The sequence below is a fragment of the Paenibacillus cremeus genome, assembly GCF_007786445.1.
GTDB lineage: Bacteria > Bacillota > Bacilli > Paenibacillales > NBRC-103111 > Paenibacillus_G > Paenibacillus_G cremeus.
Genome location: NZ_VNJI01000013.1, coordinates 143,766 through 158,718, shown reverse-complemented (window position 1 = coordinate 158,718; position 14,953 = coordinate 143,766). Strand labels below are relative to the sequence as shown.

The 14,953-nt window shown below is 52.4% G+C and carries 14 protein-coding genes; 13 read left to right on the top strand and 1 reads right to left on the bottom strand.

The window, feature by feature from the left end; genetic code table 11:
• Nucleotides 1–249: 249 nt before the first annotated feature.
• A complete protein-coding gene (locus FPZ49_RS13010) occupies nt 250–2,361 on the top strand; it encodes a stalk domain-containing protein (RefSeq protein ID WP_144847300.1) in 2,112 nt (703 codons plus the stop codon).
• A 105-nt stretch (nt 2,362–2,466) separates the two neighbouring features.
• Here the strand turns inward: FPZ49_RS13010 and FPZ49_RS13005 are convergent, their stop codons facing one another.
• A complete protein-coding gene (locus tag FPZ49_RS13005; protein ID WP_144847298.1) occupies nt 2,467–4,386 on the bottom strand; it encodes an FAD-dependent oxidoreductase in 1,920 nt (639 codons plus the stop codon).
• 184 nt (nt 4,387–4,570) lie between these two features.
• On the opposite strand from FPZ49_RS13005, the gene FPZ49_RS13000 reads away from it, so the two are divergent.
• The 12 genes from FPZ49_RS13000 to FPZ49_RS12945 all read left to right on the top strand — a co-directional run bounded on the left by FPZ49_RS13000 (nt 4,571) and on the right by FPZ49_RS12945 (nt 14,941).
• Nucleotides 4,571–4,915, top strand: a complete 345-nt coding sequence (locus FPZ49_RS13000; protein WP_144847296.1) for a histidine triad nucleotide-binding protein — start codon at nt 4,571–4,573, stop codon at nt 4,913–4,915.
• Between the two features lie 131 nt (nt 4,916–5,046).
• Entirely contained in the window at nt 5,047–5,220 is a 174-nt protein-coding gene (gene rpsU / locus FPZ49_RS12995) for a 30S ribosomal protein S21 (RefSeq protein ID WP_010491812.1), read from the top strand.
• A gap of 12 nt (nt 5,221–5,232) precedes the next feature.
• On the top strand, nt 5,233–5,676 hold the full coding sequence (locus FPZ49_RS12990) for a GatB/YqeY domain-containing protein (protein WP_144847294.1): 444 nt from the start codon (nt 5,233–5,235) through the stop codon (nt 5,674–5,676).
• Between the two features lie 132 nt (nt 5,677–5,808).
• Nucleotides 5,809–7,203, top strand: coding sequence for an NfeD family protein (locus FPZ49_RS12985; RefSeq protein WP_144847292.1), 1,395 nt, complete (start codon nt 5,809–5,811; stop codon nt 7,201–7,203).
• Between the two features lie 64 nt (nt 7,204–7,267).
• Nucleotides 7,268–8,257 (top strand): flotillin-like protein FloA, encoded by a 990-nt coding sequence (floA, locus tag FPZ49_RS12980; protein ID WP_144847290.1) that lies wholly within the window; start codon nt 7,268–7,270, stop codon nt 8,255–8,257.
• Between the two features lie 38 nt (nt 8,258–8,295).
• Nucleotides 8,296–8,769 carry a hypothetical protein gene (locus tag FPZ49_RS12975; RefSeq protein ID WP_144847288.1) on the top strand — a complete coding sequence of 158 codons (474 nt, stop codon included), beginning with the start codon at nt 8,296–8,298 and terminating at the stop codon, nt 8,767–8,769.
• Nucleotides 8,770–8,939: 170 nt separating this feature from the next.
• Nucleotides 8,940–9,218, top strand: a complete 279-nt coding sequence (yqfC, locus tag FPZ49_RS12970; RefSeq protein WP_144847286.1) for a sporulation protein YqfC — start codon at nt 8,940–8,942, stop codon at nt 9,216–9,218.
• Nucleotides 9,219–9,238: 20 nt separating this feature from the next.
• The gene (gene yqfD / locus FPZ49_RS12965; RefSeq protein ID WP_144847284.1) at nt 9,239–10,420 is read left to right on the top strand and encodes a sporulation protein YqfD; all 1,182 of its coding nucleotides are present in this window, start codon (nt 9,239–9,241) and stop codon (nt 10,418–10,420) included.
• A gap of 25 nt (nt 10,421–10,445) precedes the next feature.
• Complete coding sequence (locus FPZ49_RS12960) at nt 10,446–11,408, top strand: PhoH family protein (protein ID WP_391563818.1); 963 nt, start codon at nt 10,446–10,448, stop codon at nt 11,406–11,408.
• A gap of 19 nt (nt 11,409–11,427) precedes the next feature.
• Entirely contained in the window at nt 11,428–13,683 is a 2,256-nt protein-coding gene (locus FPZ49_RS12955; RefSeq protein ID WP_144847322.1) for an HD family phosphohydrolase, read from the top strand.
• The gene (ybeY, locus tag FPZ49_RS12950) at nt 13,680–14,237 is read left to right on the top strand and encodes an rRNA maturation RNase YbeY (RefSeq protein ID WP_144847280.1); all 558 of its coding nucleotides are present in this window, start codon (nt 13,680–13,682) and stop codon (nt 14,235–14,237) included. Before FPZ49_RS12955 ends, ybeY begins: the two co-directional genes overlap by 4 nt.
• Nucleotides 14,234–14,941 (top strand): diacylglycerol kinase family protein, encoded by a 708-nt coding sequence (locus FPZ49_RS12945; protein ID WP_144847278.1) that lies wholly within the window; start codon nt 14,234–14,236, stop codon nt 14,939–14,941. Before ybeY ends, FPZ49_RS12945 begins: the two co-directional genes overlap by 4 nt.
• Nucleotides 14,942–14,953 lie beyond the last annotated feature (12 nt).

Genomic DNA, 14,953 nt, shown 5'->3' with positions numbered 1-14,953 from the left:
TCAAAGAACTCGGATTCCTATTCTTTTCTGATTATTACCGACAAGTCACAACGTAAACTTAGGAACCGCCGTATACCGAACGGTACGTACGGTGGTGTGGGAGGTCGGCTGCTCAATTAATGAGCAGCCTCCTACCCGATTACGCAAAAATAGGACTCTCCTGCTGCTCCTCACGCCATTTCTATACCCGACACGGCTGCACTCGTGTATAATAAAAAGACAACCTTAGATACAAAAAGGGGAGCGTCTATGAAGCTATATAAATATAAAAGTAATCGGATTCCCAAAGCCATCCTCATCTCCGCAGTTTGCGCTGGCTTGTTCCTAGGGGCTGTTGGATCTCACCCTGGCAAGGCGTACGCCGATGCGATCTGGGATCATTGGCAGGCAGCGGATGCCGCAGTGGCGAAGGGGACACCGGAAGCGGCCGTTCCGCACTGGAAGTTTCTGGTCGATCATTACGCATCCATCGGAGATTGGGAGAATGCGGCGTTGTTTTGCGGCCGGCTCGACGAATATTACGATAATGCGAAGGCGTATGATCAAGCGATTCGGTACTACGAGCTGGAGAACGAGTATTGGCTCAAAGCCGGCAAAGACTGGGGAGCCGTAGACCTGCAGCGCGCCGAGCAAATCCGCACGACCATCGAGTTGTACATGAATGTTTCCGATCCCGAAGTACTAAAGGCGCGTTCAGCGCCGACAAGCGGGAAGCTGTCCAAATTCGAACCGGAATACGGGACGTACATAGGCATGTATACCGAGCGAGATCCGCAAATGCTCAATTTTTACGACCGTTCGGAGCAATTTTACGGCAAAAAGCACGCGCTCTACCTCGCCTATACCCAGGTCGGCAAGCCGTTTCCGAAGCAGTATGTGACACGAGCCAAGCAGGCGGGAGCAGCGATGCAAATTGCCTGGGAGCCTTCAAACGGACTGGATGCCGTGACGGAAGCGGTCGTTCGGGATTGGGCGCGGGAAGCGAAAGCAGCCGGAATACCGATTTTTCTCCGGTATGCCAGTGAAATGAACGGGAACTGGGTCGTATGGCATGGCGATCCGCAGAAATACATTCAGAATTTCCGAATGGTGCACGACATCATGGCGCAGGAAGCGCCGAATGTAGCGATGGTCTGGAGTCCCGGCGATGTGCCGATGTACTCGATGGATGCGTATTATCCCGGGGATGACTATGTAGATTGGGTTGGTGTCAGCTTGTATACCGAGCCGTACGAGAACGGCGACCCGAAGCAGGCCAATATGCAGGCAACGAGTCCGATTGAGCGTCTAGATTATTTGTACAAAACATACGCTGCCCGCAAACCGCTCATGCTCAGCGAAACCGCCGTATCCCACCGGGCGAATTTGCCTCAGGAGACGTTTACTGACTATGCGCTTTTGAATCTGCAGCGGTTATATGAGGTAATGCCGGCCAAATACCCGCGCCTCAAATCGATCACGTATTTCAACGTCAACCTGGGCATGACCGAGTCGATGAACGATTATTTGCTTCGCGATAACGACGCCGTTATGAAGCTGTATAGTAAAATGATTGCCTCGCCGTACTACTTAACCAAAGTGGAAAATGGGGCGAAGCCGTCCAATCTTCAAGGAACCGTTCCGCTGGGCGGAGACCGGTATTTTACGAAGAGCACCAAGCTAACTCCATTTGTGAAAATTCCGGATATTTATATCGGCAAGCTGGAGTATTATTTAAACGGCAAGCTGCTGGAGACGCAAACGAGTCCGCCATTCGGCCTAGAGCTCCAAGCGGGTGATGTACCCGATGGCTCTGTTATTGAACTCGCAGTCTACAATCGGGCTGGGGAAAAGACAGCCTCCAAGTCGTTCCCTCTGAACTCCGGCATCTCGGTGGCCGTGGATGGAAAAGATCTTGCTTTCGAACAACCGCCGGTGATCCGGGACGGGAACACCTTGACGCCGCTTCGCGCCATTTTCGAGTCGATGGGCGCTGCGGTCAAGTGGGATCAGTCCACCCAAACGGCGACCGCGACAAAAGGGGCTACCACCTTAGCCATCCAAATCGGAAGCAGTACGGCGCTGAAGAACAACGTGCCGGTCAAGCTGGAAATGCCCGCTCAGCTGGTCAACGGCTATACCATGGTGCCTGCCCGCTTTGTCGGGGAAGCCTTTGGCGGTACGGTGAACTGGGACGGGGCTTCCCGCACCGTGCAAATTCGCAACAGCGGGAAATCATCGATCAACCAGCAGGCCGAACCTAATGTGACAACCATAACCGGAGCTCTTACCAACACTGCCACCCAAACGAAGGCAACCTTCAAAAGCTGGCTCAAGGTACAATATACCAAGGTAGTCCAATTATGGAACAAATTAGCTTGAAGAATACTCTAGTCCTATAAACACCAAAAAAGCTCAATTCGCTGAAAATTACAGCCGAATTGAGCTTTTTTCATCTGTCTATAAATAATTGCGCATAGCTTTCCCTTACACCCGAGCCGGAACCTTCAAATCCTCCATAATCGCTTTCGCCGCCTGGCGCGCGCTGGAGAAGGCGCGTTCCGCGAGCTCGCCTTTGCCCGTACAACCGTCGCCGCAAAAGTAGAACGGCACATTTTCGATCCGATTTGGCAAGAGCTCGTTGCCGACGATATTTTTCACGCTGGCTACCATCGCCTTCTTGGACACGCGCTTCACTTCCGTCGCATCGCGCCAGCCTGGATAGTACTGGTCGAACAACGCTTCCATCTGCTTCGTTTTATCGTCCAGGTACGCCTTGCGTTCGGCTTCATCGGCAAAGTTGTCGCTCAGGTACGCGATCCCCTGCAGCAGCTGACCGCCTTCTGGAACCAGCGTATGGTCGGTAGCCGAGACGTCGCTAATGAACAGCTTATTGTCCATGTCGCTGATATAGCTGAACGGACGCGCCACTACGTGCTTGAGGCCGATATCGTAAACCATGACCTCCGTAGGCGTGTTATCTTCGTAAGGGGCCAGGAACGGCTCCCATGGCGTGCCTTTGAGCAGCTTGCAAACCTGCTGAACCGGCATCGCGAAAATGACGCGGTCAAAGCTTTCTTCCCGATTTTTCGTTTTCAGTACGAATCGCTTATCTTCATAGCGAATGCTTTCTACGCCTTCTTGCAGCGCTAAGTCCCAGCGGCCGGAAATTTCGATTTTCTGGCGAAGCTGATTGGTAATGACCGCCCAGCTTCCCAGCACATAGTTGACCGGACGGCTGGACAGAAAGAGGTTGTGGTAATATTCGCTGATGACGGAACCAGATACCTTGCGGGCTTCTTCCGGCGTGATGAAGAAATTGGAGCATACCAGATGCTCCCACAGCTCTTTCACATCTTCGTCCGCATCGGATTGCGCCAAGTAGTCGCCTAGCGTGTTGTAATTGCGAACGTTATGGATATTGGCGATGATCGCCGTAATTTCACCGACGAACCGCATTTTTTGCAGCGGGTTCAGCAGCTCGGTCCGCATCAAATTGATAAAATCGAGCGGAGCAGGTGTCAGCTGATCGTTTTTCGCATACATAACTCTTCGTTTGTCTACCTGCTTCGAGCTGAAAGACAGCCCAAGCTCCCGTTCCATAACGGAAATTTGATGGCGATCTATTCCATAAATGGCATGCGCTCCATAATTCAGCGTAAACCCAGATTTTTCGTAAGTAAATGCCCGGCCTCCGAGCTGTGGACTGCGTTCAAACAGCACCCCCTCAGTCATAGGGTGTTCCGATAAATAAGCGGCTGCAGTCAGTCCCGCAAGTCCGCCGCCAATGACGGCTACTCTCATGATGTTTTCTCCCTTCCGTTCCGGCTCCGCGAGCACCGGTTCCGCGGCTAGATTCGTGCGGATTCCCGACCATACCCATGACAGCTGACCGCGCATCAGCTCGGTAAGGTCGCCTTCTTCTTTCGTACACCATAGGATTAGCGTTCCCATGTAGGATGAGACAAGTGTCTTTGCTTTATCCGGATGCGGCAGCCAGCGCAGCACGCTGTCAAACAAACACCGGTTCAGCTCCTCTTGCGCTTGCTTCAACCCTTCGTTTTGCAGGGACAAAGCCAAATAGCTTTTCATAAGCTTAGGGGAGTGTCCGACGGCTTCCGTCAATTCCAGCATGAGCCGGTTAATGTGATGCTCAAGCGAAGTTACCTGGGACGGCTTGCGCCTCGACCAGGCCACAATCAGATCAATCTGCTTCTTGGGAATTTCTCTTAGAATTTCGTCTTTGCCTGCGAAGTAATGATAAAACGTTCCTTTGGAGGTATGCGTCGCGGCTATGATATCATCGACCGAAACCTGGTCGTAGCCTTGTTCGATAAAGAGCTTGAGAGCGACCTCCATCATATAGTCCCGTTTCTTACGGGTTGCGGCACGCATGAATTTGTTCATGGCATCCCCCTGGAATATGCTGCAGCGTCAGCTGCAGCCGAATGTGCTAATCCCAAACGATTATTCATTATATGCAAAATTAGACTCGGAGTCTACTATAAACTTTGGGACGAGAGGCATTGGATTTTTATCGGCCGATTCAGTATGATAGAGGATAGAATTTCCATGAGGGAGGTGGACAAAGATGGATTGTATTTTCTGCAAAATTGTTGAGGGGACTATCCCTTCCAAGAAGGTATTCGAGAATGAGCATGTCATAGCTTTCCATGACATTCAACCCGCTGCAAATGTACATACTTTAATTATTCCGAAAAAACATATTGCAGACATGAACGGCGTCGAGGAAGCGGATCTGTTTCTGATCGGCGAGATTCATCGGGCTGCGCAGCAGATCGCCCGGGAGCAGGGCGTTTCGGAATCGGGGTACCGGCTTGTCAACAATTGCGGCAAAGACAGTGGACAAGTGGTGTTTCACCTCCATTATCACCTATTGGGCGGAGAAAAACTGGGTGCTTTAAATTCCAAATAACGGCAAGTCCAAAGAATTTTAAAAGAGTTGCGTATTTGGGTTGACACCCAGTTTCAGTTTCACCTATAATGGGGTTTGATGAATGTCTTTTTTTTCGTCTTGGACGGTCTGTTCGGAGGGAGGGAAAACTGGTGTCAGAAACTCGAGTTCGCAAGAACGAAACTATAGATGCTGCACTTCGTCGCTTTAAGCGCTCCATCGCGAAAGATGGCGTATTGGCGGAGGTTAAGAAACGCAAGCATTATGAGAAGCCTAGCGTGAAACGCAAGAAGAAGTCAGAGGCTGCTCGCAAGAGAAAGTTCTAGGAGGCTTAATCGATGAGCTTAAGCGAGAAATTAAACGATGATATGAAGCTCGCGATGAAGAGCCAAGACAAGTTCAAACTCTCCGTAATCCGTATGGTTCGTGCCGCTATCAAGAATATCGAGATTGATCAGCGTAAAACCTTAGATGACCAAGAAGTACTTGACGTTCTTAATCGTGAGATCAAACAGCGGAAAGATTCCCTCCAAGAATTTGAAAAGGCCGGTCGTGAGGATTTAGCGGAAAACCTGAAGGCTGAACTTGTAATATTGATGGAATACATGCCGCAACAGCTATCGGAAGAAGAAGTAAAAGCCATTGTACAGCAGACCATCCAAGAAGTGGGCGCTTCTTCCAAAGCGGATATGGGGAAAGTCATGACTGCATTAATGCCGAAGGTGAAGGGGCGGGCAGACGGCAAAACCGTCAATACGTTCGTTCAACAGTTACTGTCCTAACAACGATGAGAAACACTCCGATTATTCCGGGGTGTTTCTTTTTTTAACATTAGAATTGAATCCAAAAAATGCAAGCTGCGTAATACCTTATGAACGTAGGTTGATTCGACAATCGAGAAGGAGGTGATCTGGATGCGATTGCAGGTAAGACGAATGCTTCGGGCTCGAGCGATTTTGCTGACGCTTGGCTTTGCGCTCCTCCTGCCGCTTATCATGCTCAAGAGCTCGGAGGGGCTAGCAGCGGCGGCAGAGCCCAGTAAACCGGCTCAAGCGGCGCCTGTCGTCGTAATCCCCGTGCACTCTACGATAGAAACGGGGCTGCAGCGGTTTTTGGAGCGGGCCTTTCAGGAAGCGCAGGAGGCGCGTGCGGTTTCCATAGTGCTTGATATTGATACGCTGGGCGGCAGAGTCGATTCAGCCGAGGAGATCGGGCAGCTCGTACGGAGCAGCTCGATTCCAACGGTTGCTTTTGTCCATGGCAAAGCCGTATCGGCCGGCAGCTATATTGCGCTGAATGCCAATCAGATCGTCATGCAGCCGGGCAGCTCGATCGGAGCCGCGTCCGTTGTGGATGCGGGCGGTAATGAGGTGGAGAGCGCAAAGGTAGTGGCGCATTGGGCGAGCGAGATGAAAGCGGCAGCGGAGCTGCGCGGACGGAATCCGCAAATTGCGGAAGCGATGGTCGACAAGAACACCGGCGTGACGATGTCACAGATCAATCGTACGGTGCAGAAGGGACAAATTGTTTCCCTTACGGCTGAAGAAGCGGTCAAAGTAGGCTATGCCGAGAAGCTGGCGGGGAATTTGCAGGAGGTCGTCCAATTTATTGGAGGCGAAGGGCATCCGGTCGTCACGATTGATTTAAGCGGTGCAGAGCAGTTTGCCCGTTTCATTACGCAGCCTTGGGTATCCATGCTGCTGCTGTTCCTCGGCATTGCAGGCGTGGCGATCGAATTGTTCGTCCCCGGGTTCGGGCTGCCTGGAATCATGGGCTTGCTGGGTTTCGGGCTGTATTTCTTCGGCCATTACATTGCAGGGTTTGCCGGAGTCGAGGATCTGGTGCTGTTCGCGATCGGGATTTTGCTGCTCATTATTGAAGTATTCGTGTCCAGCTTCGGTATCATCGGCATTCTCGGAGCGGCGTGCTTGATCGGCAGTGTCATTATGGCGGCGTACAATACGAAGCGGGCTGCTTTGAACCTGGGGCTGGCTTTTGTCCTGGCGATCATAGTGGTTGCGATTGTCATTCGAGTGTTCAAGCACCGCGGCGTATGGAATCGCTTTATTCTACGCGAGCAGCTGACAACGGAAAAAGGCTACACCGCCGCACCTACGAGATTGGATCTGATTGGGCAAACAGGCCGATCGATCACGCCGCTGCGTCCAGCCGGTACGGCCATGTTTGGTGAGGAACGGGTGGATGTCGTTACCGCAGGGGATTTCATTGCAGCGGGACGCGAGATTGTTGTGCTTCAGGTAGAAGGGGTTCGAGTCATTGTGCGGGAGAAGCCGCAAGGCCCCGTTTAACCCATGAGGCTTGCTGGATTACTGATCCAAAGCCTATTGTGAGACCAGAGGAGGAAATGAGGAAATGGATTCTATCGTTTACATCTTTTTGCTGGTGGCCGTAATTATTATTGCGCTGTCCGTATTTTTTAGCTTCGTACCAGTGATGCTGTGGATTTCGGCGCTGGCTTCCGGCGTACGGATCGGTATTATTACGCTGGTAGCGATGCGTTTGCGCCGCGTCATTCCAAGTCGCATCGTTAATCCGATGATCAAGGCGACGAAAGCGGGCATTGATCTGACGATTAACCAGCTGGAGAGCCATTTTCTGGCCGGCGGTAACGTAGACCGGGTGGTCAATGCTTTGATTGCCGCTCATCGAGCTGACATTCACTTGGAATTTGAACGCGCGGCAGCGATTGATTTGGCTGGACGCGATGTTTTGCAGGCGGTGCAGATGAGCGTAAACCCGCGAGTGATCGAGACTCCGACCGTATCCGCTGTGGCCAAGAACGGGATCGAAGTAAAGGTTATTGCGCGTGTGACGGTCCGAGCTAATATCGACCGACTCGTCGGTGGTGCAGGAGAAGAAACGATTATCGCGCGGGTTGGCGAAGGGATCGTCACGACCGTCGGGTCCAGCGATTCGCACAAAGATGTGCTTGAGAATCCGGATAAAATTTCGCGCACGGTGCTCGGCAAAGGGCTTGATGCCGGAACGGCGTTTGAGATTTTGTCGATCGATATTGCGGACGTAGACGTAGGCAAAAACATTGGTGCCCACTTGCAGACAGAGCAGGCGGAAGCGGATAAGCGTATTGCACAAGCGAAAGCGGAGGAGCGCCGCGCAATGGCGGTGGCTCAAGAGCAGGAAATGAAGGCGCGCGTCATCGAGATGAAGGCGAAGGTCGTAGAGGCCGAATCCGAAGTGCCTCTGGCCATGGCCGAAGCGCTGCGTGACGGAAAGCTTGGCGTCATGGATTATATGAACCTGAAAAACATTGATGCCGATACCCAAATGAGGTCTTCCTTAGGCAAGATGAATGGAAATGGAAAAGACGGCGACGAAGCGTAAGCCTCCCATCGGCATAAAGGAAAGGCGGTATTTAATCGATGTGGATCCTTCAGTTTCTGTTCAAAAATTGGTTTATTCTTATCGTACTCTTCATAATCGTCGGCCGAATATTTGGCCGGATTCGAGGTGCGACAGGCGCCGCTCCGCAGCAGGGGAGGCCGTCGAAGGGGATGCCTTCGTTCGGCGGAGGTCCAGGTACGGGCCCGACCTCCGGCAGAGAAGAGGGCCGCGCTCGCAGGATGCCGGCGACAGTGCAGGCACAGCCAACCTACAAGGCGTCTACGGCTCCGGTCATGACGCGAGGTGCTGACGCTCCAGAGCGGGCATCGGAGGCTGTGCCGGCCGCTACACGCACGCCACAGCCGATCCACAAGGCGCCAGCGGAGGCGGCAGCCGACACCGCTTCACCTGCCGGCGGCCTAGGGCCTTTAACGGCACAAGACGCGGCCCGCGGCGTGCTGTGGGCGGAGATTCTTGGACCGCCCCGGGCGAAACGGCCTTATAGACGTTAGCCTTGCACGCTACAAAAAAGCATTCATTTCCAGGCGGTTGATTCACATCCGTTTGGGGAATGGATGCTTTTTTCGTTTTCATCATATTTTCGCTTTCCAGGCATATGGTGTAAATAGCCCATGGTATACGTATGAAGCCGATCATGCTTCCAACCCGAAGGAGGTAACGTATGCGCAGTCTTTCCCGTAGGTTTAATCAGTTCACCGCCAAGCTGCTCGACCTGCCTCAGGACGTGGTCATGGACCTGCCGCGCATAACGATGATTGGCAATATGCAGCTGTACATCGAAAATCATCGCGGCGTATTGCATTTTTCAAACGAGCTGCTGAGGCTGGCTTTAGGGAAAGGGAAGCTCGAGGTCCATGGACAGCAGTTAGTGATTCGCGCCATTTTGTCGGAGGAAGTGTTCATCGAGGGCGTCATCCACGACATTAAATATGTCCCATAGCCGGAAAGGGGAAATATTGGATGAAATCATCGTTTTTGAATCGGGCTCGCGGCTTTGTTGTCATTGAAGTTCGGGGGACGCGGCTGGAGGTTTTGGTTAACCGGATGACGGAGAAGCGGATGTCCATATGGGACATTCGCCATACTGCGGAGAGCAAGGCGGAGCTGAGCATCGGCATTGGCGATTTTTTTCGGCTTCGTCCGCTCTTAAAAGAGACAGGCTCCAGAACCCGAATCAAGGAGCGGCACGGGTTCCCGTTTTGGCTGGGGAAAATTGAAAAACGGAAATTTTTTGCCGTCGGGCTGTTAGGCTTTATTATCGGCTTATATTTGCTGTCCTCGGTCGTTTGGCAGATCCGTGTAGAAGGCAACGAGACGCTGCAATCGGCGCAAATTTTAGAAGCGGCGAAGCGCGAGGGCATTTATAAATATCAGTGGAAATTTCGTCTCAAAGATCCGGACGAGCTGTCTAGACAGCTGCAGAGCCAATTGCCTCAAACCGCGTGGATCGGAGTGGAAATCCGGGGTACGAATGTGATTATTAAGGTCGTTGAGGCGACCATCCCCGAGAAGCCGCCTCTCATGAGCCCGCGTAACATGGTCGCGTCCAAAAATGCGATGGTAACTGAAATTTTTGCGGAAAAAGGCCGCCCGGTCGTAAAGCCGAATACCTACGTGCGAAAGGGCGATGTTCTGATCTCCGGCATTCTCGGCGACGAAGTGAACCGTCAAACGGTGGTTGCTTCGGGCAAGGTCAAAGGGCTGGTTTGGTACAAGCCGACGGTGGAGGTGCCGCTGACGCGCCAATATAAAACCTATACGGGAGAAATGAAGAAGCGCTTCTACCTCGTCATTGGAAGCCGGGCGCTTATGCTCTACGGTTATGGCAAGATCGGGTTTGAGCAATACGAGTCGATCCCGGAACGCAAAACGCTGCAATGGCGTAACTTTGTCCTTCCAATCGGTTGGCTTAGCGAAAAAGTGATGGAGGTTCAGGTCGCCGAGCAGGCGATTGATCCGAAAGAGGCTTCGGCTACCGGTTTAGCACAGGCAAAATCCGAGATTTTAGCCGCAGCAGGCAGCGATTCGCGTGTCGTTTCGGAAAAAATTTTGCATGAAAAGACGGAGAATGGTAAAGTTTATATGGAAGTGTACCTAGAAGTGGAAGAACCTATCGCTGTAGAACAACCGATCGTACCATAACCTCCGGAGGAGAGACTGCCTGTTGATTGAACAAGCGACTACTGTCAAAGTGGCATTAAAAAACACCGCCGAAGGCTTGTCCTTATTCGGACCCCAAGACAAGTTCCTGCACTTGATTGAGCAGGAGACTGAGGCGACGATTTTTACTCGCGAAGAAGAAATTGTCATTCAAGGCTCTGCAACCGACACAGCACGGCTGGAGCAGCTGTTTACCGTCTTGCTGGAGCTTGTGCGCAACCAATATGTGCTCACTGAGCGCGATGTGAATTATGCGCTGGAGCTATCCAAGCAGATGAAGACCGACCAACTGCTCGAATTGTTCAAGGGCGAGATTGCGGTCACCCATAAAGGCAAACCGATTCGTGTGAAGACGATCGGTCAGAAGCAGTACGTGAACGAGATCAAGAAGAAAGACATCGTCTTTGGCATTGGGCCGGCCGGAACAGGCAAAACGTACATAGCCGTAGTGCTGGCGGTCGCTGCACTCAAGGAAGGCAAGGTCAAACGGATCGTCCTAACCCGCCCTGCGGTGGAAGCGGGAGAGAGCCTCGGCTTCTTACCCGGCGATCTGCAGGAAAAGGTTGACCCTTATTTGAGGCCATTGTATGATGCTCTTAATGACGTTCTCGGGCCGGAACAGGTTATTAAAGCGCTCGAACGCGGGTTGATTGAGATTGCTCCGCTGGCTTATATGCGCGGACGCACGCTTGATGACTCGTTTATTATTTTAGATGAAGCTCAGAATACGACACCGGAGCAGATGAAGATGTTTTTGACGCGGCTTGGCTTCGGTTCCAAAATGGTGATTACAGGCGACGTGACGCAAATTGATTTGCCGCGAGGCAAGTCGTCCGGTTTAGTCGAAGCTAGACGCATCTTGAATAAGATTGAGGAAATCGGATTCATTGTATTCGCAGATCAGGATGTCGTAAGGCATTCGCTTGTGCAGAAAATCATCGTGGCCTACAACGAGGAAAAAGAAGGCTGAGGAAGGGTTGACCTTTCGAATGAACCGCGTTTCCATTCAAGGCAAATTTCATTACCGGCTTACCGGCTGGAGATACAGCGCCATCGTGCGTTTTCTTCTGTTTTTGGTCGTGGCGCTCATATTTTACTTCGCGCTATTCCATCGGATCGTACCGCAAACCTACGATATCCAGGTCGGAGCCATTGCCGAGAAGGATATATTGGCCCCGCGAGCCATACCCAATGAGGTGGCGACGGAGAAGGCCAAGGAAGAGGCTGCACAGCGCGTTGGACCCGTGTATAAGATCGTATCGCTCAAGAACGAAATGGCCATTGAAGAAGTGCTGGAGAAGCTTCTGGCGATCAACAGCGATCCGGAAGTTACCGCAACCGATAAAGTAAACATATACAAAACCGTCATTCCTACGCTCATTCAAGATCATTTGGAACGCCAATTGAAAACCTTCACAGACAGCGCGCAGTACAGTGACAATCTTCTTCTGGAGATGCGCAAGAACTTTCGCGATCAGCAATACAGGGTGCCGGAGGAGACGTATTATAAAATTCCGCGCTTAACCAAGGAAGATTTAACCGCTATGGTGCCGGTGGCTAAAGAAATCGTCTCCAAGCTGATGAATGATCAGATTTTGGATGCGCAGACGGCCAGGGTGAAGGTGCCGGAATTAGTCAATGCGTCTACGCTGACCAAGAGCAACGCCCGCGAGATTGTCCAGGAGCTGGTACGCGCGGCACTGACGCCGAACAAGTTTTACGATCAGAAGGGCACGGACGAAGCGAAAGGCCATGCAAGGGATAACGTTAAGCAGGTTATGATCAACAAGAACGACGTCTTAATCGCCAAGGGCGAGCGGATTACAGACGATGTGTATCAGCGGCTGGGCAGCTTGGACTTGCTCAAAGACAATACCAGCTATTGGCCTCATCTTGGACTCATCCTATTCGTTACTCTTCTTAGTTTAGTGCTCTATATGTTCGTCAGGCAGAGCCCGCATCCGATCAATCATAACAACGTTCAGCTGATCATGCTGGTGCTGATTCTTCTCATGACCATCGTCGGAATGAAGGTGTTCTCGATGATGCAAAATCTTGATTACCCTTACATTGCCTTTTTGGCGCCGACAGCCTTGGGGGCGATGCTGCTTACAATTCTGCTGGATGCCCAGCTGGCGTTCGTTGCGGCCGTCGTATTCAGCATCATTGCAAGCGTAGTGTTCAACTCTGATCATTTGCAGCTGTTTGATTTCAATTACGGCTTGCTGACACTAACGAGCTCGTTTGCGGCAACTTTTTCGATTCAACGCGCCAGCCAGCGCTCCTCCATCCTGAAAGCTGGCATGATGGCATCGCTCTTCGCAGTCATGCTTTCCGCTGCCTTCATCTTGCTGGGTGATCACGAGTCAAAGCGGGATGCGTTGTTCGCTGCCTGCTTTGCGCTTGGGAGTGGCTTGCTGACGGCGATCTTCGTTATTGGTGTGCTGCCGTTTCTGGAGGTCGCCTTTGGGATCTTATCTCCGCTGAAGCTGGTGGAGCTGTCGAACCCGAACCACCCGCTGCTGCGCAAGCTGCTCACGGAGACGCCTGGGACGTATCACCACAGTGTGATGGTCGGCAATTTGTCTGAGGCAGCGGCGGAAGCTATTGGCGCGGACGGCTTGCTCTGCCGTGTGGGGGCCTATTACCATGATATCGGGAAGACGAAGCGGCCGAGCTACTTTATCGAGAACCAGACGAATATTGAAAATCCCCACGACCGGATCGATCCGGCCCTAAGCAAGTCAATTATCGTTGCGCATGCGCGCGATGGGGTGGAGATGCTCAAGGAGTTCAACATTCCGAAGCCGATCCGCGATATTGCGGAGCAGCATCACGGGACGACGCTGCTGCAGTTTTTCTTCCACAAAGCGAAGAAGCAGGCGGAAGAGAAGGGTGAGAAGCTACCGGAGGAGATCGAATACCGGTACCCGGGCCCGAATGCCCAAACAAAGGAAGCGGCGATCGTTGGGATTGCCGATTGTGTCGAGGCGGCGGTTCGCTCGCTGCGCAATCCGACCGTGGAGCAGATTGACTCCATGGTCCGCAAGATCATTAAAAGCCGGCTGGATGACGGCCAGTTCAACGATTGCGACTTAACGATCAAGGAGCTGGACCAAATCGCCAAGACGCTGAACGAAACGCTGTTAGGTATATTCCACTCGAGAATTGAGTACCCGACGGAGCTGCCTGGACAGAAGGCCGAGCCGCCTGCGGCGGATTCTACGAAAGAGGTGAAGCCATGAGCTTACAGCTGTCATGGAACAACGAACAAGACCAATTTGATATTTCTCCGGCTTTGATTGAAAAATTAAGGGAGCTGCTGAAGCTGGCCGGCGAGCATGAAACCGTGACGGACGGAGAGGTCGCGCTGACCTTTGTGGACGATGCGGCGATTCAGGAGCTCAATAAGCAGTACCGCGGCTTGGATAAGCCGACGGATGTGCTGTCGTTTGCGATGCAGGAAATGGGCGACGAAGAGCTGGAAATCATCTATGATGAGGACGATTTCGCGGACGAAGACGATTTGCGGGACGGCGAGCGTCTGGACGATCCGGAAGCGTCGGACGGCGAAGAGGAAGACACCTTCGAGGAGCCGCTTGGCGATATCGTGATCTCGGTGCCAAGGGCGATCGCCCAAGCTGAAGATTACGGCCACTCGGTGGAGCGGGAGCTGGGTTTTTTATTCGTCCATGGCTTCCTGCATTTGATCGGCTATGATCATCAAGACGAGGAAGAAGAAAAAGAAATGTTCGGCAAGCAAGAACTCATTTTGCAAAAGGCGGGTCTTGTTCGTTGAAACAGCCGGTGAAATGGCAGCGCAGCTTCCGGTATGCCTATGAGGGAGTCAAGTACGCACTGGCGACGCAGCGGAATATGAAATTTCATTTTTTCGCAGCGCTCATCGTGCTGCTGCTCGCCTTGTTCCTTGGCTTAACGAAGGTGGACCTGTTGTTCATCCTGCTCTCCGTGACTTTAATGATTGTGACGGAGCTAATTAACACCGCAGTGGAAAAAGCGGTGGATCTAGCGATGCCGGATATTCATCCGCTCGCCAAAATTGCCAAAGATGTAGCTGCAGCCTCCGTGTTGGTGTCTGCAGCTTTTGCCGCTGTTACGGGGATGATCGTGTTCTACGATCCGATCGACCGGCTGTTTGAGTCCGCACGAACCGCTCAGGGCCATTCGTTTACGGCCGGCGCCGTGTGGGTACTGCTCTCTCTAGTCGCGTTATCCGTCATTGTCGTGGAGACCCGCTTTTCGGCCAAGGGCCGATGGGTGAAGCCAAGCTTGCTCACCGCCGTAGCGTTCGCCGTTGCAACGCTGATCACGTGCACGGTGAAAGAAACACTTCCAGCATTGCTGGGGTTTTTCCTGGCAGGGCTGCTAATGCTCGTCCTGTACGACAAACGGACCCGGGGCTTCGGCTCCTTGTGGCTCGGGGCGCTGCTGGGAAGCTTTATTACGATTTTGGCATACTATTTATATCACACGTACATCTAACTTTACCCTTGA